Origin of the sequence: Flexivirga oryzae, from assembly GCF_014190805.1 — a bacterium.
Taxonomy (GTDB): Bacteria; Actinomycetota; Actinomycetes; order Actinomycetales; family Dermatophilaceae; genus Flexivirga; species Flexivirga oryzae.
Genome location: NZ_JACHVQ010000005.1, coordinates 256665 through 278086 on the forward strand (window position 1 = coordinate 256665; position 21422 = coordinate 278086).

General features: G+C 69.2%; 16 protein-coding genes. 8 read left to right on the forward strand and 8 right to left on the reverse strand.

Going from position 1 to position 21422, the window contains the following annotated elements:
• Positions 1 to 21: 21 nt before the first annotated feature.
• Positions 22 to 2619 (reverse strand): CDP-glycerol glycerophosphotransferase family protein, encoded by a 2598-nt coding sequence (locus FHU39_RS22225; RefSeq protein WP_183322912.1) that lies wholly within the window; start codon positions 2617 to 2619, stop codon positions 22 to 24.
• Between the two features lie 189 nt (positions 2620 to 2808).
• Between FHU39_RS22225 and FHU39_RS22230 the strand changes: the two genes are divergently transcribed.
• Positions 2809 to 4926: an SGNH hydrolase domain-containing protein gene (locus tag FHU39_RS22230; RefSeq protein WP_183322913.1), complete on the forward strand. Its 2118-nt coding sequence runs from the start codon at positions 2809 to 2811 to the stop codon at positions 4924 to 4926.
• An 18-nt stretch (positions 4927 to 4944) separates the two neighbouring features.
• Here the strand turns inward: FHU39_RS22230 and FHU39_RS22235 are convergent, their stop codons facing one another.
• Positions 4945 to 7689: a UPF0182 family protein gene (locus FHU39_RS22235; RefSeq protein WP_183322914.1), complete on the reverse strand. Its 2745-nt coding sequence runs from the start codon at positions 7687 to 7689 to the stop codon at positions 4945 to 4947.
• Between the two features lie 337 nt (positions 7690 to 8026).
• On the opposite strand from FHU39_RS22235, the gene FHU39_RS22240 reads away from it, so the two are divergent.
• The 3 genes from FHU39_RS22240 (at position 8027) to FHU39_RS22250 (ending at position 10967) form a co-directional block, all read left to right on the forward strand.
• Complete coding sequence (locus tag FHU39_RS22240; protein WP_183322915.1) at positions 8027 to 8938, forward strand: ABC transporter permease; 912 nt, start codon at positions 8027 to 8029, stop codon at positions 8936 to 8938.
• Positions 8931 to 9794, forward strand: coding sequence for an ABC transporter ATP-binding protein (locus tag FHU39_RS22245; protein ID WP_343066068.1), 864 nt, complete (start codon positions 8931 to 8933; stop codon positions 9792 to 9794). The genes FHU39_RS22240 and FHU39_RS22245 overlap by 8 nt, the downstream gene beginning before the upstream one ends.
• Before the next feature lie 135 nt (positions 9795 to 9929).
• Positions 9930 to 10967, forward strand: a complete 1038-nt coding sequence (locus tag FHU39_RS22250) for a sulfotransferase family protein (protein ID WP_183322917.1) — start codon at positions 9930 to 9932, stop codon at positions 10965 to 10967.
• Between the two features lie 3 nt (positions 10968 to 10970).
• Here the strand turns inward: FHU39_RS22250 and FHU39_RS22255 are convergent, their stop codons facing one another.
• The gene (locus FHU39_RS22255; protein WP_183322918.1) at positions 10971 to 11741 is read right to left on the reverse strand and encodes an inositol monophosphatase family protein; all 771 of its coding nucleotides are present in this window, start codon (positions 11739 to 11741) and stop codon (positions 10971 to 10973) included.
• A gap of 10 nt (positions 11742 to 11751) precedes the next feature.
• On the reverse strand, positions 11752 to 12285 hold the full coding sequence (locus FHU39_RS22260; RefSeq protein WP_183322919.1) for a hypothetical protein: 534 nt from the start codon (positions 12283 to 12285) through the stop codon (positions 11752 to 11754).
• A 78-nt stretch (positions 12286 to 12363) separates the two neighbouring features.
• On the opposite strand from FHU39_RS22260, the gene FHU39_RS22265 reads away from it, so the two are divergent.
• A complete protein-coding gene (locus FHU39_RS22265) occupies positions 12364 to 13212 on the forward strand; it encodes a PHP domain-containing protein (RefSeq protein ID WP_183322920.1) in 849 nt (282 codons plus the stop codon).
• 306 nt (positions 13213 to 13518) lie between these two features.
• On the opposite strand, the gene FHU39_RS24480 is transcribed toward FHU39_RS22265, so the two are convergent.
• Together FHU39_RS24480 and FHU39_RS22275 are read right to left on the reverse strand one after the other, a co-directional pair.
• Positions 13519 to 14505: a helix-turn-helix transcriptional regulator gene (locus FHU39_RS24480; RefSeq protein ID WP_343066069.1), complete on the reverse strand. Its 987-nt coding sequence runs from the start codon at positions 14503 to 14505 to the stop codon at positions 13519 to 13521.
• 8 nt (positions 14506 to 14513) lie between these two features.
• Positions 14514 to 15989, reverse strand: coding sequence for a DEAD/DEAH box helicase (locus tag FHU39_RS22275; protein ID WP_183322921.1), 1476 nt, complete (start codon positions 15987 to 15989; stop codon positions 14514 to 14516).
• A gap of 268 nt (positions 15990 to 16257) precedes the next feature.
• On the opposite strand from FHU39_RS22275, the gene FHU39_RS22280 reads away from it, so the two are divergent.
• Positions 16258 to 16968 (forward strand): ferritin-like fold-containing protein, encoded by a 711-nt coding sequence (locus FHU39_RS22280; protein ID WP_183322922.1) that lies wholly within the window; start codon positions 16258 to 16260, stop codon positions 16966 to 16968.
• Positions 16969 to 17041: 73 nt separating this feature from the next.
• Here the strand turns inward: FHU39_RS22280 and FHU39_RS22285 are convergent, their stop codons facing one another.
• Positions 17042 to 17314, reverse strand: a complete 273-nt coding sequence (locus tag FHU39_RS22285; protein WP_183322923.1) for a GlsB/YeaQ/YmgE family stress response membrane protein — start codon at positions 17312 to 17314, stop codon at positions 17042 to 17044.
• 343 nt (positions 17315 to 17657) lie between these two features.
• On the opposite strand from FHU39_RS22285, the gene FHU39_RS22290 reads away from it, so the two are divergent.
• Together FHU39_RS22290 and FHU39_RS22295 are read left to right on the forward strand one after the other, a co-directional pair.
• Entirely contained in the window at positions 17658 to 18455 is a 798-nt protein-coding gene (locus FHU39_RS22290; protein WP_183322924.1) for an ABC transporter ATP-binding protein, read from the forward strand.
• A 6-nt stretch (positions 18456 to 18461) separates the two neighbouring features.
• A complete protein-coding gene (locus tag FHU39_RS22295) occupies positions 18462 to 21035 on the forward strand; it encodes an ABC transporter permease (protein WP_221185808.1) in 2574 nt (857 codons plus the stop codon).
• Positions 21036 to 21171: 136 nt separating this feature from the next.
• On the opposite strand, the gene FHU39_RS22300 is transcribed toward FHU39_RS22295, so the two are convergent.
• Positions 21172 to 21393 carry a DUF3107 family protein gene (locus tag FHU39_RS22300; protein WP_183322925.1) on the reverse strand — a complete coding sequence of 74 codons (222 nt, stop codon included), beginning with the start codon at positions 21391 to 21393 and terminating at the stop codon, positions 21172 to 21174.
• Positions 21394 to 21422: the final 29 nt, after the last annotated feature.

Genomic DNA, 21422 nt, shown 5'->3' on the forward strand with positions numbered 1-21422 from the left:
CCGCCGGCCGCGGGCGGCGGGTCAGCAGCCGAACTTGGTCTGGATCAGCTCGGTGATGCGGCGGGCGGAGTCGCCGTCCGCGAGGGGCAGCGTCCGCTCGATCCGCTCGCGGTACAGCTGCGGCCACTGCGTCCCCTGCGCCGAGTACGCGTCGGCGGTCAGCCGTGCCGCGCCGTCCAGGTCGGTCGCGACCGGGCCGAAACCGTGCTCGTCGTAGTCCCAGTAGCCCGGCAGGTAGGTGTGGGATCCGCTGAGGAACTCGGCACGGTCGAACTGGAAGTAGACGATCCTCGATCCCGCGAGCGCCGCATCGAAGAAGATGGACGAGTAGTCGGTCACGGTGACCCGTGCGCTCGCCATCAGGTCGTGTAGGTCCGGGGTCGAGTCGATCACCGTCACATGGTCCGGGTAGGTGACGTCCGGAGTGTTGCCGCGGAAGTTCGGGTGGGGGAGGTAGACGATCCGGGCGTTCTCCTCGTCGACGAGCCGCTGAAGGGCCGGGTGCCGCAACAGCCCCATCCAGTTGCGGCCGTACTCGGTCTGCAGGAACGGGTCCCGCAGCCTGCGCCGCGCCGCGAACGACGGCTTGGGCAGGAAGAGGCTGTTGCGCCAGGTCGGGGCGATGAGCACCACCGACCGGTCGTCGTACGGGTGCCGTCGCGCCGCCCGCAGGATGTCGTCGTGCCGGGGGAACCCGGTCAGCACCACACTGTCGGACGTCAGCCGGTAGGAGCTCCCGTCGGCGACGATCGACTCGTCCTCGTCGACGCTGGCCGTGGTCAGCAGGTCGATGCTCTTGCCGTTGAACCAGTGCGACAGGTCGTGCTGCAGCACACCGTGTTGCAGGTAGACGAACCTCCAGGGCCGGTTGCTGCCGGGGTAGAAGTCCGCCGGGATCGGCTGGATGACCTCCACGTCCAACTGGGACGACGCGACGATCGCCGCATGCTGCAGCGCGGCCTGGTGCTCGACGCTGCGGTACGCGATCAGCCGGAAACCCTGTTTACTCAGCCGGTCCCACTCCGGGCTGTTCTTCTGCAACACGAACCACGCGTTGATGTCGGGTCGCTCGGAGCGCAGGTACTCGTAGAGGTACTCGCCGTTGTCACGGGCCGAGCCCAGCCGATCCATGATCAGCCACGCGCCGGCGAACCTCTTCGCGAAGTACGGCGTGCGGGACAGCGTGCGCAGCGCCGTGCGGTACCGCTTGCGCCGCAACGCGACCGCCTTGCGGGTGGCGGTGGGTGCGTTGATCGGGGCCTTGGTGAAGCAGATCAACTCCACAGCGCCACGGAAGGCGACCCGTCGCCACAGCGGCGCGGCGGGCCTGCCGCCCTTGTCCGGTCCGGCTCCCGAGGCTGACACCTCCGACGCACCCAGGTCGTAACCGCCGTCCCGCAGCGGACGCGGTCTGCCGTCCAGGACGAGCCCGACGTCGGTGAGTTCGGGCAGTCGCAGGATCCGTTCGCGCAGCAACTGCTGGCCCAGGTAGTCCAGTCTGCGGGTCTTCGCCGCAACGGGTGTGACCGGCCGGCCGTCGCTCTCGACGAGCTCCTCGGGCAGCTCGCCCTGGTAGAGGTAGCAGATCTCGAACGCACCGGGAATGTTCCGGGAGACGCGGACCGTGCCGGCGTCGGGCAGCGGGCGGCCGCTGAGGGTGAGCATCAGTGCGCGGACCTCGGAGTTCACCCGGGTCAGCCGGTAGTTGACGATCGCCGCCTCGCTGATCTGCTGCAGCACCGCCTGCAACAGCTCGACGGCCCGGGCCTTCTCGGCGTCCGACAGGTGGATCGCCTTGCGGTCGCGTTCCATCTCGCGGGGGAAGTACCAGCTCAGGTCGTACAGGATGAGGTATTCCAGCCACCGCGGGACGTCTCCCAGGGACCGGGCGAGTTCCAGCAGCGGCAGGTAGCCGCGCTCGAACCGGCCGAAGTAGAAGTCGGGATTGGTCGTGTAGGAGTTGGCCGCCGACGAGCCGTCACCGCGCCGGCGGTAGTAGTAGAGCGACCTGCGCAGCGGCGCCATCAACCTGTTGGGGGCGTGCAACAGGTAGGTGGCGGCGAACACCGCGTCCTCGGCCACCCGCAGGCCGTCGACGAACGCGATGTCGTGTTCGCGGATGATGTCGAGCCGGAAGAACGCCGACGCGGCCTGGGTCTGCAGGAAGGTCGGCGAGTGCTGCAGATCCACCGTGCCGTCCGCGCCGTAGAACTTGTGCCGCAGGTGGTGGGTGTTGCGCCGTGCGCCGGTCGCCTCGTCGTAGTACCAGACGTTGGCGCTGAGCAGGGCCGCCTCCGACCCCGCGCCCCGCAGTGCTCCCGCGGCCTCGGCGAAGTAGTCGTCGCTCAGCAGGTCGTCGGAGTCCGGGAAGGTGACCCAGTCCCCGGATGCCGCGCCGATGCCGGTGTTGCGGGCCCGTGAGACACCGCCGTTCTCCTGGCGGACCACTCGGCCGTCGGCAGCAGTGCGGTCCAACCACGCCTGCGCGAGATCGCCCGACGCATCGTCGGACCCGTCGTCGACGAAGATGAACTCGAGGTCGTAGTCGCCGGGTCGTTGCGCGTCGAAGCAGTCCAGCAACTCGCTCACGTACTTCTCGGTGCGGAACAACGGCACCACGACACTGAACTTTGAGCGTGCCCGGTTCAAGTGATCTCGCTTCCTGTGCGTTCGACCGACCGGCCCATGGCCGCACGCTGAAGGATGTCAGATGAAGCTGCGCGATCCCAATGTCGGCCCGGCGCGCGCGGGGGTGGTCCCGGTGCGGGAGCAGCCTGCGCACAGCAGCGGCACGTAGGCTGTGCTGCCGTGCCGACCGCAACCCGACCTGTCGCGCTGCCGCGGAGGAGCATCGGCAGTTCCACCGGGTTCCGGCCCGACATACAGGGTCTGCGGACCATCGCGGTGCTCCTGGTGGTCCTCTACCACATCTGGCCGAGCCGCCTGACCGGCGGATTCGTCGGGGTCGACGTCTTCTTCGTGATCTCCGGTTTCCTGATGACCGCGGTGCTGCTGAAGACCCCGCCACGGTCGGGCCGTGCGTTCGCGGAGTTCTGGGCGCGCCGCATCCGCCGCCTGGTGCCCGCGGCACTGGCGGTGCTGCTGGCCACCGGGGCGGCCACCTGGTTGATCGCACCGTCGACGATCTGGGTCAGCACCGCACGCCAGATCCTCGCCAGCACCTTCTACGTCCAGAACTGGGTCCTCGCGGCCCACAGCGTCAACTACCTCGCCGAGGACGACGCCCCGAGCCCGTTGCAGCACTACTGGTCGCTGTCGGTGGAGGAGCAGTTCTACGTGGTGTGGCCGTTCCTCATGGCGCTGGCCGTGTGGTGGGCCTACCGTCGCACGACCGCGGAGCCGGCGGACACCGCCCGGGCCACGTGGCGGCTGCAGACGGTGATCGGCGCGGTGTTCGCCGCATCCCTGGTGGTGTCCGTCTGGTACACCGGGAAGAACCCCGCGGGCGCCTACTTCGTCACCCCGACCCGGATGTGGGAGCTGGCACTCGGCGGGATCGTCGCCGCCCTGCCGGCAGCGAGTGTTGAGGGTATGACGCGCCCGGCGCGTGCGGTCCTGGCCTGGCTGGGCATCGCCGCGATCCTCGTCTCGGGCGTCCGGTATGTCGGCAGTATGGCGTTCCCCGGCTACGTCGCGCTGCTGCCGACGCTCGGAACGGCACTGGTGCTGTGGGCCCGCCCGGACGGTTCGTCGATCCTCGGCCGGCTGCTCGGTCTCCGGCCGGTGCAGTACGTCGGCGACATCTCCTATTCGCTCTACCTGGTGCACTGGCCGCTCATCGTCCTGTTGCCCTACGTCAGCGGCGACCTCGGCATACTCGACAAGTGCGCGGTCCTCGTCGCATCGATCGCGCTCGCGGGACTGTCCAAGCGGTTCGTCGAGGACGTCTTCCGGCAGCGCCGCACGCCCCGGGTGCTGCGCAACACCTACCGCTACGGGGTCGCGGCGATGGTGGCGTTGGCGCTGGCGGCGGCCGGCTGGTGGTGGGCGGGCAACGCGCACATCCAGGCCGAGCAGCGCGCCGCCGAAGCAGCCATCGCCGATGCCGGACCCTGCTTCGGTGCGGCGTCGATGGCCAAGGGGTTCCGGGCCTGCCCGCAGGACCCGGCGAAGACCCCGGTGCCGTCGCCCGATGCCGCCAAGGACGACAAGGAGGACGCGTACGCGGACAACTGCTGGTCCTATTCGCCGTTCACCAGCCGCCCGGTCTGCCACTTCGGCGACGGCTCCGTCAAGGTCGCACTGGTGGGCAACTCGCACGCCGGGCACTGGCAGCCGGCGTTGCAGGAGCTCGCCAGGAAGAACAACTGGACGGTCACGACCTACCTCATCTCCCAGTGCGCTCCGAGCGACACCCGCCAGCAGTTCGCCACCGAGGAGATGGCGGACAACTGCCACGACTACGGCCAGTGGGTGCTGGACCAGACCGCGCACGGGCAGTACGACCTGATCCTCACCTCCAACCGCGAGTCGGTGCAGGCGGCGGGCCAGCACGACTGGTCCACGAGCGAGAAACTCGCGCAGGCCGGCTTCCACAGCTACCTGAAGAAGTGGTCCGCCGGGGGCACCCCGATCGTCGTGCTGCACGACCTGCCCTATCCCGGCCGGACCGTGCAGAACATCCCCGACTGTCTGGCCGAGCACGCCGGTGCGAACGACGCGTGCTCCGGCACGCCGGCGTCGTGGAAGTGGTACTACCCGTACACCGCCGCCGCGGCGGGGGTGCCGGGTGTGCACACCATCGACCTGACGAAGTACTTCTGCACCAGGACGACCTGTCCCGCGGTGATCGGCGGCGTCACCGTCTACTTCGACGCGTCACACATGACCGCGACCTACTCCCGCACCCTGGCGCCCTACCTGGAGAAGAAGCTGGACGCGCTGGGTTTCGGTTCGCCCGGCTGAGCGCCGGGCGACGGGCCGTCAGCCCTGTGCCCGGGTCGCCGCCGAGTCCATCGCCGCCCGCACCGCCGACCCGAGGTTGTTCTCGAACGACGGGGCGCCGTTGCCGTACAGCGCGATGACGTGCCGCAGGATCGGGAACGACTGGCTGCCGGTGGACTGGGTGTATACGGGTTCGACATACAGCAGCTGTCCGGCGACGGGGATGGCCTCCAGCGAGCCGAGCACCACCTTCGACTGGCCCCCGCGTTGCAGGGTGAGGGCCTCGGTGATCGTCGTGTCCGACTCGATGTCGTTCTGCACCTGCGACGGGGACTCGCCGCCGCCGTCGGACGGGAAGTCGAGCACGGTGATCTTGCCGTAATCGGGGCCGGGTTTGGCGTTGACCGACATGAAGGCCGCCAGGTCCCTGCCGTTGTAGGTGACCAGCGGGCTGGACAACGCGTAGCGCGCCTTGCCGTAGCCGGTCGCGGACAACGAGATGTATGCCGAGGCCTGGTTCGGGCTGCTCGCGCTGGACGCGCTGCCGGTGGCGTTCATCGTCTTGGTGGCGGCCACCGTCGGGTCGGTCGGGACGGTCCAGAAGTCGTTGCCGCTGTAGAAGTTCGCCGCGCCGGTGACGTGGTACTTGGCCAGCACGGTGCGCTGCATGTTGAACAGGTCGGTCGGGTAGCGCAGCTGCGACAACAGCGCGGACGGGATGCTCGACTGCGGCTTGACCAGTCCGGGGAAGACCGACTCCCACGCGCTCAGCAGCGGATCGGCTTGAGCCTTCTGGTTCCACGCATACAGCGTCACCTTGCCGGTGTATGCGTCGACGACGGCCTTCACCGAGTTGTGCATGTAGTTGACGCCGCTGCTCGACTGCGAGACCGACGACCCATCCTGGGTCAGCGTGGTGCCGGTGGCGCTGCGCAGGTTGAACAGCTGCGAGTCGGGATACTTGTTGGTCGTGGTGTAGCCGTCGACCACCCACTTGATCTGCCCGTCGACCACGGCCGGATACACGTCGCCGTCCAGGGTCAGCCAGGGCGCGATCTTCGCGACGCGCGCGCGTGGGTTGCGCACCTCCAGGAGCTGGGAGGCGCTGTTCAGCTCCGAGCTGAACAGGATGCTCGGGCTCTTCAGCTGCACTGCGAACAGGAAACGGCGCAGCGTCGAGCCGATCGGGATCCCGCCGTCGCCGCGGTAGGTCGTGGTCGCCGATCTCGACGAGCCCTTCGCCGCCGGGTGGTCGAACTCGAGCTGCTGCTTGCTGCCGGCCGGTTCGCCCACGATGGAGTAGGCCGAGGGCGAGAAGCTCTGACCGAAGTAGATCTGCGGGCGGGTCACCCGGATCTCCTGGGACGGCGGCATGCCACCGTCCAGGAACACGGGGCTCTCGGTGTTCGTATCGGTCCGGGACGACGGCGCCGCCACCACGCCGTAGCCGTGGGTGTACACGAGGTGGCTGTTGACCCAGCTGCCGCTCGGGATGCTGGACAGGTTCAGTTCGCGTGCCGCGATGACGACGTCCTGGGCCTTGGTCCCGGGCAGGTCGTAGTTGCCGACGTCGAGGGTCGACTTGAACTGGTAGTACGGCTGCAGTTGCTGCTTGACGGTGAACGTCGGGGACAACTTGTTGGGGTCGAGCACCGGGATCTGGGCGGTGCTGCCCGCCAGCTTCGTCAGGTCGGCCGCTTTCGTCGTGCTCGACGACTTGTACGGCACGGTGGTGACGTTGTTGTGCAGGTCGAACGCGGTGAGCGTGGCCTGCTGGTTCCGCGCGATCTCGGGCAGGTCGACCTGCGCCTGGCTGGGGGCCTCGCGGAACCGGTAGACCATCTTCGGCCAGCCGATGCCGACGACGACCGCGGCCACCAGGAGCGCCGCCAGCGCGCCCACCAGCATGCGGGTCCGTCCGAGCACGAGCGCATTGGCCACCAGCACTGCGGCGCACAGGATGGCGATGACCACCATCACGTCCTTGCTGGGGACGAGCGCGTGCACCGCGGTGTACCCGGCACCGGTGACCGGCCCCTGGCCGGAGGTGGTTGCGGCATACCGCGCCAGCCAGTAACCGACCGCCTTGAGGATCACGTACCCGGCGAACAGCACCGACAGCAGGACGATGAACGGCCGGGTCACCTTCTGACGCCCGCCACGCACCCGCCAGCCGCCGTACCAATACCCGGCGACGAGCGTGATGCCCAGGGCGTACGTGACGACGACGGTCAGCAGCGAGTCGACGGCGACGTGGAAGGGGTAGACCTCGATGTAGAACGAGATGTCCTTGTGGAACACCGGGTCGGTGGCATGCCACGGCTGCGCGTGGCTCCACAGCAGGTAGGTCTGCCAGCGGGCTGCCGCGCGCTCACCGACCCGCACTCCCGGCACGACCGTCGCGAGCAGCACGAGGAACCAGCGGAAATACGGCTCGTACCGGCGGAACGCACCGCGGAACACGTCGTTCTCCGGGTGGATCCACAGTCGGTTGCCGGCGCGGGCGACGGCGAGCATGGTGGCCGCTCCGACGGCTGCCGCGATGCCGCCGAACACGACGAAGAGCAGCACCTTCGCCCAGATCTCCTTGGAGTACACCGAGCCGGCGTCCACCGAGTCGAACCACATGTAGGACGTGGCGATGCGCACCGCGACCTGGAAGAGCACGACGGCCGCGATGACGACGAGGGCGGCGATCCCGAGTCGGATCAGCCACCGCCGCGCGAGCGCGACGACCTTCGCCCGCTGCTCCGGTTCGCTCAGTTGCCGTGCTGGCAGACGCACCAGACTCACCGCCGATCGCCTCGGTGTACCGAGCCGTCGACGTTCCCGGGGTGTCGCATGGCAGCCTCCTGCGCGGGGGCCTCCTGGATGAGTGCAGGTGCCCGAACGAGATATGGCGGGGAGGCGAGCGCGACCCCGTCAGGTCGCACGCATGCTAGGGAAAGAATCCGAATGCGCCATTCAGGAATGCCCTGAGCGGGTGTGATCTTGCTCATGCGCCCTGCGCCGGGCACGTCCACCGATCGGCCCGGGGCCTGAAGGGACGGGCGATTCGTGCACATCCGGCGCGCTCGCGCGCGACACGGAACGGGCGGTGGAATGCCGTATCCTGCACGACGTGACACAGTCCGATCAGGCCTACCAGACGCCGCCGGGGAGCGCCAAGACGACCCCGGCGGAGGTCCAGGCCCTCGTGGCTCGCTACGGCCTGAAACGTGCGGGGGCACGGGCGTCGTTGGCGGACTACACCCGTGAGTTGTGGAAGCGGCGCTACTTCATCGCCGAGTTCTCCCGGGCGACCAACGCCTCCACGTACTCGCGCGCGATGCTCGGCCAGGTCTGGCAGGTGCTGACGCCCCTGCTGAACGCCGCCGTCTACTACCTGATCTTCGGGCTGCTGATCGGCACCCGCCGGGGCGTCCCGAACTTTCTCGGCTTCCTGGTGACCGGCGTGTTCGTCTTCCAGTTCATCCAGAACTCGGCGATCGGCGGCGCCCGTTCGCTGCAGACCAACCGGTCGCTGGCGCGGACGCTGCGGTTCCCGCGGGCGGTGTTCCCGCTCTCGGCGACCGCGATCGCGCTGGAGCAGTTGCTCACGTCCGTCCTGGTGCTGATCCCGATCGTGCTGCTCACCGGTGAGCCGTTGCGGTGGCAATGGATCTTCCTGCTGCCGGTGCTCGTCATGCAGACCCTGTTCTGCATCGGCCTGGCGTTCATCTTCGCGCGCATCGGCTCCAAGATCCCCGACATCCTGCAGATGCTGCCGTTCGCCATGCGGGTGTGGCTCTACGCGTCCGGCATCATGTTCAGCATCCCGGTGATGACCGCGCACAAGCCCGCCATCATCAGAGACATCATGGAGGCGAACCCCGCGACGTGTTACGTCGACCTCTACCGCAGCGCGTTCATCGCGTCCGGGCCCGGTGCGACGCCACGGGACTGGGTGCTGGGCCTGGTGTGGGCCGTGGTCACCCTCGTCGTCGGCTACGTGTTCTTCTGGAAGGCAGAGGAGGAATACGGCCGTGACTGATCCTGTCGACGAGCGCAAACCGACCGTGATCGCCGATGACGTCCACCTGACCTACAAGGTGTCCGGCAAGTACGCCAAACGCGGCGGGGCGATGGCGCTGGCCCGCACGGTGACCCGGACGTCGACGCCCGGGCTGCGCGAGGTGCACGCGGTGCGCGGTGTCACCTTCACCGCCTGGGAGGGTGAGGCGATCGGCCTGATCGGTCCCAACGGTTCGGGCAAGTCCACCCTGTTGCGCGGCATCGCCGGCCTGCTGACCCCGTCCGCCGGTGCCATCTACACGCTCGGCGAGCCCGCACTGCTCGGCGTCAACGCCGCGCTCATCTCCACGATGAGCGGCGAACGGAACATCACCCTCGGCTGCCTCGCGATGGGTATGACGCCCGAGGAGGTCGAGGAACGCTTCGACGACATCTGCGAGTTCTCCGGCATCGGCGATTTCATCTCGCTGCCGATGAACGCCTACTCCAGCGGCATGGGGGCGCGGCTGCGCTTCGCGATCGCATCGAGCAAGGCACACGACATCCTGCTGATCGACGAGGCGCTCGCGACCGGAGACGCGGAGTTCCGCCGGCGCAGCGAGGACCGGATCAAGGAGTTGCGCAAGGAGGCCGGAACGGTGTTCCTGGTCAGCCACTCGCTCGGGGTCGTGCGCGAGACCTGCGATCGTGCGATCTGGCTGGAGGACGGCCTCATTCTCATGGACGGCGCCACGGAGGAGGTGCTGGACGCCTACGAGGAGCGGCACGACCCGAAGAAGGCTGAGTTCCACCGGCAGCAGCGCGGTGCCGCGAAGAAGCCGGGCGCGAAGAAGCGGGCCGCGGCGAAGCCGAAGGCCGCCAAAGCCGCCGGTTGACGGCTGGTTCTGCGCCGCCGGGGACCCGTGCCGGCTGAGTGCGGGCTGTGGATCCGCGTCGGGCGCTGAGCTGAGCCTGTGGGTGTGCGCAGCAGGTGCGCCGGGTGCGTTCAGGCTCGATACAGTTGATTCTCGATGTTTGACACGAAAACTCTGCTCCTCGTGGTCGGCCCCGGGCGCAGCGGCACCAGTACCCTCGCCGGCACCCTGTCCAAGCTGGGCGCGCATGTGGCGGGCCCCCACCTGAACGCCAACGAGACGAACCCGATGGGTTTCTTCGAGTCGTCCTGGTCGGTGAACTTCCACAACGACGTCCTCGGCCGGGGACCGGTGGCACTGGCCGACGCCCGTCCGGAGGCCGCGCGGCTCGCGGAGCGGCTGGTCACCGCCGCCGACCGGGCCGCCCTGCGGACCTACCTCACCGAGCAGGCCGCGGGCCGGGGACTGGTCGTCCTCAAGGATCCCCGCATCGTCTGGCTGCTCTCGACGTTCAGGTCGGTGGCGGCGGACCTGAGGATGAACCTGGCGGCCGCGGTGATGCTGCGTCGCCCGGTCGAGGTCATCGCCAGCAGGCTGGACTACTACCACAAGCCCGGCGCCGAACTGGCCGAGCTCGGCTACCAGGCGCGCGACCTCGCCGGCTGGATCAACCAGCTGACCACGTGCGAAGTGCAGACCCGGGGTATGCCGCGCGCGTTCCTCAGCTACGACGAGGTGCTCACCGACTGGCGCACCGCGGTCGGCCGGGCACTGGACGACGTCTCGGTGCAGCTGCCGGTCCCGGAACCCGGTGCGCACCACGCCGTGGACGACTTCATCGACCCCGGGCTCAACCGGCACCGGGGACGGTGGCCGGAGGGTTCGGCGATCCTCGACGAGCTGCGTGCCCTGGCGGAGCGGACCTTCGACGCCTGCGACGCGCTGGCTCGGCATACCGGCGCGGCGGCGGATGCGACGGCGCAGTTGGACGAGGTGCGGGACAGGTATGCCTTCGCCTACGGCCTGGACCGGGCGATCACCCATGACGCGGCCGTGGCCCGGGCCGCCCGGGAGCGGCGCAAGGGCCAGCACACCTCGGTGGCGGGCAGGGCGCGCACGACCGCGGCGCGCGTGGGTGCAGGAGTCGCGCGCCGCGTCGGCCGGATCAGCCGCGACCGCCGGGCCCGGACGTGACGATCACCGGTTCGCGGCGACAGCGTCCAGACCACGCCGGATCTGCGCCAGCACGCCCGGGCGGGCGATGATCAGGTCCGGCAGCCACGGGTTCTGCTGGTTGTAGAGCAGCGGGGAGCCGTCGAGCCGGCTGGTGTGCAGACCCGCCGCCCGGGCGACCGAGACCGGCGCCGCCGAGTCCCACTCGTACTGCCCGCCGGCGTGCACGTAGGCGTCCGACTCACCCGTGACCACGGACATCGCCTTCACCCCCGCCGAGCCCATCGGCACCAGTTCGGCGTCCAGCACGTCGGCAAGCTCGGTGACGAACTCCGGCGGGCGGGACCGGGACACCGCCAGCCGGACGCGCTCGTGCTCGGTGGGGGAGACGACCTTGGGGTCGTCGGTCGAGTGCACGACACCGGCGGCGGGCCGGGCCACCGCCCCGGCGACGAGATCACCGGCCTGCCACAGGGCCACGTGCACCGCCCAGTCCGAGCGGCCCGGCTCGGAGTACTCCCGGGTGCCGTCCAGCGGGTCGACGATCCAGACCCGGTCCGCCGACAGGCGCGCCGCGTCGTCGGCGCCCTCCTCGGACAGGACCGCGTCCTCGGGCCGGTGCTGGGCGAGCGCGGCCATCAGGAACTCGTGGGAGGTGCGGTCGCCCGCATCCTTCAGGTCCTTGCCGGTGAGACCCCCGTCGCGCAACTCCAGCAGCACCCTTCCGGCGGCGACCGCCAGGTCGCTCGCGAGCTGGGCATCGGTGGGCGGGGCGGCGGCATCGTTGACGGTCACGCCGCCGAGTCTAGAGGTCGGGGTCGGAGACCCGAGGAGCGCGCCCGACCGCCCGCAGGGTTGCGCAACGGTCGAAGAACGTCGTGCTCGGCGGCTGCCACAGCAGCCACACGACGGCGGCACCGACGACCACCGTGGGCGCCTCCGCGATCGCGCCCGCCGCGGTGCCGCGTGTCGCCATACCGATGGTGAGCAGGAGATTCATGACGGCGAGCACGGTCGCGACGATGCGCGCCCACCCCTGTCCGCGGCTGTTGGTCACCGCCATCACCAGCCAGGTGACGACGGCGATCGAGGACATGACGATGAACGCCGTGTACGTCAGTCCCGCGGCGTGGTGCAGTTCGTGCGTCGTGAGTCGGTCCGCGGGCGCACGAGAGGCGTTCGTGTGCTCGAGCGTGCTGGTGATCGCGTCCCGGGAGAGGGCGTTGATCAGCACCCCGATGAGGGCGAGCAGCACCCCGACATACATCAGCCGGGTGGCCATGACGACCTGCCGGGGTCGCAGCTGGGCCAACCGGGGCGGTCTGGGCGCGGTGCTCATGGGTCCCAGCTTGTCAGGCACGGGTCGTCGGTCGCACGGTAATCGGTTCGCCGGGCGCGGCACGGGTACAGTCGGCCCGTGCGCATCGACCTGCATACCCATTCCAACCAGAGCGACGGCACCCAGACGCCGGTCGAGCTCATGCGTGCCGCCGCCGACGCCGGGCTGGACGTCGTGGCGCTCACCGACCACGACACGACGCGGGGGTGGGGGCAGGCGGCGCGCGCGGTCCGCGACACCGGCGTGAGCTTCGTGCCCGGCATCGAGATCTCGTGTGCGTCCGACGGCATCAGCGTGCACCTGCTCGGATACTTCATCGACCCGCTGAACGCCGCCCTTCTCGCCGAACTCGAGCGGACCCGCGCCTCGCGGCGTACCCGCGCGCAGCGGATGGTGGAGCGGCTGGGTCCCGACACCGGACTGACCTGGGCGCAGGTGCAGGAGCAGTCGGGGGAGGACGTCACCGTGGGCCGGCCGCACATCGCCGACGCGCTGATCGCCTCGGGGGTCGTGGCGTCGCGGGAGGAGGCGTTCGCGTCATACCTCAGCTCGAGGTCGAAGTACCACGTGTCGCACTACGCACCCGACCCGGCACACGCCGCCCGGCTGGTGCGCGCGGCCGGCGGGGTGCCGGTGATGGCGCACCCCTTCGCGGCCGCACGCGGTCGCACCGTCGAGGTCGACGTGATCGAGCGGATGGTGGACGCCGGCCTGGCCGGTCTGGAGGTGCACCATCGCGACCACACCGCCGAGGCGATCGGGCGCGGCCTGCAGCTGGCCGAGCGGCTCGGCCTGCTGGTGACCGGGTCCAGCGACTACCACGGCACGGGGAAGGTCAACGGCCTCGGCGAGAACACCACCAGCCCGGAGGTGTTCGAGCAGCTCGTCGCGCAGGCGACCTCCGGCACGGGCCCCATCCGGCCCTGACGCGGGCCGGGCGTGCGGCGTCGCGGCGGGCGGCGGCGGCCGGGGCGAGGAAGTGCCGACAGTAGCGAGTTGTTCGCCGGGCGTGGGGTCCGTGCCGGGACAGTAAAGACCGCCGGCACATCCCCGCATGTGCCGGCGGTCTCTCCCCTGGACCGTCGTCCGCTCCCCCCAGTGCGCGAACGATCTGGGATCCATAGTGGTCGATCAGCTGTCAATCAGCTATGGGACTCGGGATGAACTTTCGCCCGGGCGGTCCTAGGTCCAAGACCTAGTCGTCCGGGGCGGGCCGGGTCACCGGCCCGGGCGTCAACTCTGCCGCGCGCGGCCGTTGAGCACGAGCTCGATGCCGGCGCGCTGGGACACCCCCAGCTTGCGCAGGACGTGCCCGACGTGGGTCTTCACCGTCTTCTCCGAGATGTGCAACTGCCGGGCCAGCTCGGCGTTGCTGGCGCCGTCGCGGGCGATCAGCTGCGCGATCTCGCGCTCGCGGCCGGTCAACCCGGCGGTCGGATCGGGTATGTCGGCCCGGGACGGGTCGGCGAACTCGCCGAACAGGTCGCCGATCTCGATCTGCAGCGTCTCGGAGAGCTGCTGCACGTTCTGCGCGGCCTCGGCCAGCTCACCGCCGGCACCGGCCGCGAGCTGCGCCAGTTCGCGCACCGCGCGGTGCAGCTTGTTGACCCGCGAACTGAGTTCATCGATCAGGTCGGTCTCGTCACGGACCTCCGAGGTGTCGAGCTCGGGGTAGATCGTGTAAAGGTCGAGCTCGTCCTGCGCCGCCGCGTCGCGGGCGAACGAGTGCATCAGGGCCCGGCCCAGCCAGTCCAGGGCGCGCAACGCCTCGTCGTCGTAGACCCGTGGCTGCAGGCTCTGCGCGCTCATCAGACCGCTCACCTCGCCGGTGACCGCGTCGAGCAGCGGCACGACCACGGCGTCCAGGGACACCTCGTCGGTGTTCCCGAACGGGATGGCGTTGGTGAGCAGCCGGCCACCGTCCTCGCTGTAGACGTAGGGCCGTTTGCTGCTGCGGATCCAGTACGACACGCCACGCTTGCCGTAGCGGCCGATGCTGGGCCGCAGGAACTGGTCGTGGTCGAAGATGTACGGGATGAAGACGGTGTCCTCGCCCCGGAAGAACCCGATGTAGAAGCTGTCGACCCGGGTCAGCGTGGAGAACGTCGTGCGGCACACGGCGTACCGCGCGGCGTGCGCGTCCCGCTCTGAGGAGCGCAGCCAGCGGTCGGCGGCGCGCAGCCGGTCGACGTATCGCGGGCTGAACCTCGGGCCGGTCACCGGCCCGGTCAGCCTTGCTCGGCGGACGTCCGCCCTGCGCCCTCGCCGCGACGGGTGCGACGGCGGCGGCGCGGGGTCGTCCGCGTCGAACCCTCGCTCTCGGACTTGCCGTGCCCGGAGGGCTTGGCCGCGTGCTTGCGCCCGCCCGCGGACCGCGCGCCGTCGCGGCCACCGTGCCGCTTGCCGGTCTCGCCCAGGTCTTCGACCCGTTCGGCACGCAGGCCGGCGCGGGTGCGTTGGGCACGGGGCAACTCACCGGTCGCCGAGGTCGGGATGTCCAGGTCGGTGAACAGGTGGTCGGAGGAGGAGTAGGTCTCCGGCGGCTCCGGGATGCCCAGGTCGAGGGCCTTGTTGATCAGGCCCCACCGGCTCAGGTCGTCCCAGTCCACGAACGTGATCGCGGTCCCGGTGTTCCCGGCGCGCCCGGTGCGTCCGATCCGGTGCACGTAGGTCTTCTCGTCCTCGGGACACTGGTAGTTGACCACGTGGGTGACGTTCTCGACGTCGATGCCGCGTGCCGCGACGTCGGTGGCGACGAGCGTGTCGACCTTCCCGGTGCGGAACGCGCGCAGGGCCTGCTCCCGGGCGCCCTGGCCCAGGTCGCCGTGCAGGGCGGCGGCGGCGAAACCGCGTGCGGTGAGCTCGTCGCTCACCTTGGCCGCGGTGCGCTTGGTGCGGGTGAAGACCACGGTGAGCCCACGGCCCTCGGCCTGCAGGATGCGGGCGAGCATCTCGACCTTGTCGAGGGCGTGCGCGCGGTAGACGAACTGTTCGGTGGCGGCCACCGTCTGGCGGTCGTCGCCGTCCTCGCTCATCGCCCGGATGTGCGTGGGCTGGGTCATGTAGCGGCGCGCCAGCGAGACAACGGCGCCCGGCATGGTCGCCGAGAAGAGCATCGTCTGGCGGGACGCCGGGGTCATGGCCAGCAGCTTCTCGACGTCGGGTAGGAAGCCCAGGTCGAGCATCTCGTCGGCCTCGTCGAGCACGACGCTGCGGACGTAGCTGAGGTCGAGGTGGCCCTGGCCCGCGAGGTCGATCAGCCGGCCCGGGGTGCCGACGACGACCTCGACGCCCTTGCGCAGCGCCTCCACCTGCGGCTCGAAGGCGCGACCGCCGTAGATCGTGGTGACGCGGATGCCACGGCGCTTGGCCGCGGTCTGCAGGTCGCCGGCGACCTGGACGGCCAGCTCGCGGGTCGGGGCCACCGCGAGCGCCTGGGGTTTGCCCGGTGCCGGCAGCTCGTCGAAACCGGGGTCGGACGGTGCGACCGACTGCTGCAGCATGGGGACGGCGAAACCGAGGGTCTTGCCGGTGCCGGTCTTGGCCTGGCCGATGATGTCGTGGCCGGACATCGCGACCGGCAGGGTCATCGCCTGGATCGGGAACGGCGTGGTGATGCCGGCCTCGGCGAGGGCGGCGACGATCTCCGGGTGTACCCCGAAATCGGCGAAGGACTGGGTGGCGGGAGCCTTTTCGTCGGTCATGAGATTGAGTTGAAGTGTCTTTCTGTATCGGCGTGCGCCGCTTCCAGCGCCGACGGACGTGTCGCGCCGGCGCGAGCATTGCGTCGCGGTATGGCGGAGCCGATCGGAGTTTTTCGAAAGCGGGGACGTCCCCCGCGCACAGTCTTCATGAGCCGACCGGGCACCGTGGTCCGGGTGTTTCTCGTGCGAGACGGGCAGCCTCCTGCAGCCCGTCCGCCGCAATTGTACCGTGCCGTAGCTCAGACTCCGGACAGCTACCATGCGGGGCATGACGGAGAGCCCCACATCCCCCGGAGTCCGCACCGAGGCCGACCTGGCCGATCCGGCATACCGGCAGGGTCTGGTGGCCCTGCTGGGTGTGCTGGCGTATGGCGAACTGGTCGGCTTCCTCACCATCGCGCAGGAGGCCGGATTCGCGCCGTCGTCGCGCGACAAGGCGACGTTGGCGCACGTCGCGACCCAGGAGTTCGGACACTACGAGCGGCTGGCGGCCCGGATCGGGGACCTCGGGGCCGACGTGCACCAGGCGATGGCGCCGTTCACCAGGGCCGTCGACGACTGGCACCGCCGGGCGACGCCGACGGACTGGCTGGAAGCGCTGATGAAGGTCTACGCCGGCAACTCCATCGCCAACGACTTCTACCGCGAGGTGTCCGACCTGGTCGACCCGCAGACCCGCGAACTCATGCGGGAGGCGCTGGAGGACAGCAGCCAGGTCGAGTTCGCGGCGGGGGAGCTGCGCCGCGCCATCGCATCGGACAAGAAGGTCGCCGGCCGGCTCGCGCTGTGGGGTAGGCGGCTGATCGGTGAGGCGCTGTCCCAGGCGCAGCGGGTCGCCGCCGACAACGACGACCTGATGGGCCTGCTGGTCGACACCGGGTCCGGCTACGGCCTGGACCTCGGCGGCTGGATGCACATGTTCACCCGGCTGACCGACGCGCACACCGCGCGGATGGAGGCGCTCGGCCTGTCGGCGTAGTGCCCGGACCGATCCGAAACGACAAGTGCCCGCAACCTGTCGGTCGCGGGCACTGTCGATGTGCGGTGTGGAGTCAGCGGTTGAGCTGCTTCTTGCCGGTCATGTTCCCGTAGATGACGATGATGATCGCCGCGAAGACGATGCCGACGATGAACGGGACCCAGGCGAAGCCGCTCTTGTTGTGGTAGCCGATGAGTCCCACGACGAGGCTGGCGACCAACGAGGCGACGATGCCGATGATGATCGTCATGACGATGGATATGTCCTGCTTCCCGGGCAGCACGAGCCGTGCGAGTGCGCCAATGATGAGACCACCGATGATGGCCCCGATGATTGCGCCGATCATGTGCATTCTCCTTCACTAGAGGCCCGTCGGTGGACGTGCCCTGAACGCCGACTGTGCTACACCCGGGAAGAACGTGCAACGACTGGTCCGGGTGTGCCGGGTATCGGTTTTGTAAACTCTTTCCGTGACGGTGAACACCGTCGGGTATGTCGTCCCGGCTCATTCGGGGACGCGGTCGGCACGGCCCGGGACAACCCCGAAACACGGTTGCTCTCCCGGGTGTGATGAGTAAGGGTCGACCCGGGCACGATCAGGGTTGAACCGCATAGCGCCAGGGTCGTGACCGGGGCGATAGTCGTCTACGACACTGCGCCAGATCCATGAAATCTCGGGAGGAAACCACATGTCCAACCCAGCCATCGCCGAACAGGTGGCCGCCGAGGCGAAGGCACCGCCCGCCGCCGCGGCATACAAGCTGGTCAAGACCTACGGCAAGGGTGAGACCACCGTCCATGCCCTGCGCGAGGTCTCGGTGGAGTTCGCCGCCGGCGAATTCACCGCCATCATGGGGCCGTCCGGCTCCGGAAAGTCGACCCTGATGCACTGCCTCGCCGGCCTCGACACGGCGACGTCGGGCAACGTGCAGATCGGCGACATCGCACTCACCGGCCTCAGCGACAAGCAGATGACCAAGCTGCGTCGCGACCTGGTCGGCTTCGTCTTCCAATCGTTCAACCTCGTGCCGACCCTGACCGCGCGGGAGAACATCACCCTGCCGCTCGACATCGCGGGGAAGAAGGTCGACAAGGACTGGATGGCCACGGTCGTCGAGCGCCTCGGCCTCGCCGACCGGCTCGGGCACCGGCCCAGTGAGTTGTCCGGCGGCCAGGTGCAGCGCGTCGCCTGCGCCCGCGCCCTCGTCGGCCGGCCGCAGATCATCTTCGGCGACGAGCCGACCGGCAACCTGGACTCCCGGTCGTCGGCGGAAGTCCTGTCGATCCTGCGCACCTCGGTCGACGACTTCGGGCAGACCGTCGTCATCGTGACCCACGACCCGCGCGCGGCGTCATACGCCGACCGGGTGATCTTCCTGGCCGACGGCCAGATCGTGAACGACCAGCGCGGCCTCGCGACCGACGACATCTACGAGTACATGAAGCACCTGGACGAGCACGCACCCAGCCAGCTGGCGCAGGACTGAGGCGCCATGGCTTCCACGATGCGCAAGGTCTCCTTGCGAAATCTCGCGGCGCACAAGGTGCGCCTGCTGCTGACCGTGCTGTCGGTCGTGCTCGGCACGTCGTTCATCGCCGGAGCGCTGGTCTTCACCGCCACGATGAGCAACTCGTTCAACAGCATCTTCGACCAGGTCGCCGTCGGTGTTGACGCCCAGATCAGCCCGAAGACCACGTCCACCAACGCGTACGGCGGGATCGAGAGCCTCGGCGTGCCCGACTCCGTGGTCCAGCAGATCGAGCAGGACAAGGGCCGGCTCGGTGTGGCGAAGATCGTGCCCGGCTACCAGTCGATGATGACGATCGCCGGCTCCGACGGGAAGGCGTTGCCGACCGGTGGCGCGCCGACCATGGGCGCCAACTGGGTCTCGAAGAGCCAGGCGCTCGACCCGACCGGCGCCACCATCCTGCCCGGCGGTCGTGCCCCGCACGGCCCGCACGAGGCGCTGCTCAACAAGAGCGCGGCCGAACGCGGGCACCTGAAGGTCGGGTCGACGACGCGCGTGCTGGTCTCCGCCGGTGACGCCAAACCCTTCCGGGTCAAGATCGTCGGCCTGGTGGACATGGCGGGCGACACCTCCGGTTACACCGAGATGGACTTCGACACCGCTACCGCGAAGAAGCTGTTCACCGACGGCTCGCACGTGTCGATGGTGCAACTGGGTGCGGTCAAGGGTGTCTCCGCCGACACGCTGAAACAGCGGATCACCAAGGAGTTCCCGGGCTACAAGGTCCAGACCGGCGCCGAGGTCCGCCAGGAGAACAAGGACGCGATCAACTCGTTCCTGCAGATCTTCAACTACATCCTGCTGGCCTTCGCGGCGATCGGCCTGATCGTCGGTACGTTCATCATCTACAACACGTTCTCGATGATCGTCGCGCAGCGGGTCCGTGAGCTGGCGTTGCTGCGGGCCATCGGCGCCGCACGCGGCCAGGTGCTGCGCTCGGTGATGCTCGAGGCGGTCGTCGTCGGCTTCATCGGGTCGGTCATCGGCCTCGCGGTCGGCACCGGGCTGGCCGCCGGGTTGCAGGCGTTGCTGTCCAGCACCGGCACCGGGTTGCCGAGCGGCTCGCTGGTCGTCGGCGCCGGGCCGATCATCGCGTGCATCGTGGTCGGCGTCGTCGTCACCACCGTCAGCGCGCTGGCCCCCGCCCGTCGGGCGTCCCGGGTCGCGCCGGTGGAAGCGATGCGGGAGAGCCAGACCGACGGGTCCGGGTCCCTGCGGGTGCGCACCATGATCGCGTCGGTGCTGGCCGTGCTCAGTGTGGCGGCGCTCGCGATCGGGGCGAGCGGCAAGGGTGGTGGCGCGGCCGGCATGGTCGGTCTCGGTGCCGTGGGCACGATCCTCGCGGTCGTCTGCGGTGCTCCCGCCCTGGCCCGCCCGGTGGTGGGTGTGCTCGGCGCCGTCATCGCCAAGCCGTTCGGCAAGCTCGGGCAGCTGGCCCGCACCAACGCGGTCCGCAACCCGCGCCGTACGGCGGCCACGGCCTTCGCGCTCACCCTCGGCCTGATGCTGGTGGCGATCATCGGCACGCTCGGTGCGTCGTTCAAGTCGACGATCGACAGCGCGGTCAACGAGCAGGTCCGTGCACCGATCCTGGTGGTCGGCACCGGGGCGACCGGCGCGCTGCCGCCGACGGTCAGCAAGGCCGTCGCGAACGTCGACGGTGTCGACAGTGTGGTGTCCATCCACGGTGTGACCGCGACCCTCAACGGCAAGGGTGTCACCGGCGACTCGCCGAGCGGCGACATCACCAAGGCCGCGAACATCAACCTGGTCGAAGGCACCTCGAAGCTGCCGCCGAACGGGTTGCTCGCCTCCGACAAGTACGCGAAGAACCACGGCTGGAAGGTCGGCGACAACGTGACCTTCAACGGTCGGTTCGGCCAGGATGCGACCGTGAAAGTTGTTGGCATCTATAAGAGTTCAGCATTGCTGGACCCCTGGCAGATGGGCACGGCGGCTTTCCAGAAGCTGACGCCGCCGAGTCTGCGCGCCGACTTCGTCGACCTCGTGCTGCTCAAGGACGGTGCCGACCAGGCCGCCGTGCAGCAGCGCATCGAGGACGTGACCGGCCGCTACCTGACCGTCAAGGTCCAGACCAAGCAGGAGTTCGCCAACTCCAACGCCCAGCAGATCAACCAGATGCTCGTGGTGCTCTACGGCATGCTCGGCCTGGCGCTGGTGATCGCCGTCCTCGGCATCATCAACACGCTGGCGCTGTCGGTGGTCGAACGCAAGCGGGAGATCGGGATGCTGCGCGCGGTCGGCATGCTGCGTAAGCAGGTCCGCCGCACGATCTACCTGGAGTCGGTGCTGATCTCGATCTTCGGGGCGCTGCTCGGGATGGTGCTGGGTGTGATCATCGGCTGGTGCCTGGTGCGGACCTTCCGCGAATGGATCACCGGGATCACTCCCGTCGTCCCGTGGGGCACGGTGTTGTTCACGCTCGTCGCAGCCGCCGTCTGCGGTGTGCTCGCGGCGCTGTGGCCCGGCATACGAGCCGCGCGGACGAAACCGCTGGAGGCCATCGCCGACATGTGATCACCGGTGTGGCGCTCGGATCGAGCGGCATACGACAGCATTGAGCGGCATACCGATTCCAGCCGAATCGGTATGCCGCTCAATGCATTGGTGTGCCGGTCGATCAGGAGGTGCTGCGCACCGCGACCACGGGGCTTCAGCCGCCGAAGCCGACGCGACCGCGTTGTTCGCTGCCGATGTCGATGTAACCCAGGACGTTCGCCGGCACGACGACGGTGTGGCCACGCTCGTCCTTGAGCGTCAGCGGGGTGCCCTTCTCCAGCGACTCCGCCACCAGAGCGCGCACCTCCTCGGGTGCCTGCTCGGACTCGAGGACGACTTCGCGTGCCACGTGCTGCACACCGATCCGGATCTCCACCTTCAAAGCTCCTTCGCGTAGGGCGATCT

Coding starts and splice junctions, on each gene's coding strand:
- FHU39_RS22260 (WP_183322919.1), bottom strand. CDS start 12,285: ATGAGCACCGCGCCCAGACCGCCCCGGTTGGCCCAGCTGCGACCCCGG.
- FHU39_RS22280 (WP_183322922.1), top strand. CDS start 16,258: ATGACGGAGAGCCCCACATCCCCCGGAGTCCGCACCGAGGCCGACCTG.
- FHU39_RS22285 (WP_183322923.1), bottom strand. CDS start 17,314: ATGATCGGCGCAATCATCGGGGCCATCATCGGTGGTCTCATCATTGGC.
- FHU39_RS22295 (WP_221185808.1), top strand. CDS start 18,462: ATGGCTTCCACGATGCGCAAGGTCTCCTTGCGAAATCTCGCGGCGCAC.
- FHU39_RS22290 (WP_183322924.1), top strand. CDS start 17,658: ATGTCCAACCCAGCCATCGCCGAACAGGTGGCCGCCGAGGCGAAGGCA.
- FHU39_RS22275 (WP_183322921.1), bottom strand. CDS start 15,989: ATGACCGACGAAAAGGCTCCCGCCACCCAGTCCTTCGCCGATTTCGGG.
- FHU39_RS22250 (WP_183322917.1), top strand. CDS start 9,930: ATGTTTGACACGAAAACTCTGCTCCTCGTGGTCGGCCCCGGGCGCAGC.